At 41.7% G+C, this 230-nt stretch carries 1 pseudogene; it reads left to right on the top strand.

Annotated elements, in window-relative coordinates:
* Positions 1–230 (top strand): annotated as a pseudogene (locus tag ACYP5M_RS26860) (response regulator); the annotation flags it as partial.

Genomic DNA, 230 nt, shown 5'->3' with positions numbered 1-230 from the left:
GAAGTTACCCGTCAAATTAGAGAGAAATATCAAATGCCTATCATTTTTCTTAGTGCAAAAATTTCCGATCTGGATAAAATCTCCGGATTGGTGATGGGGGCGGACGATTATATGACCAAGCCTTTCAACCCAATGTAATTGGTCGCACGAGTGAATGCGCAATTGCGACGGGCAATGCAGTTGAATAAAGCCTCAAACGAAAAAGAAACTATATTGGAAGTCGGCGGTTT

This window comes from Peribacillus sp. N1, from assembly GCF_054600815.1.
Note: the sequence above shows the minus strand (reverse complement) of the source record. Positions and strands in the feature narration are given on the sequence as shown.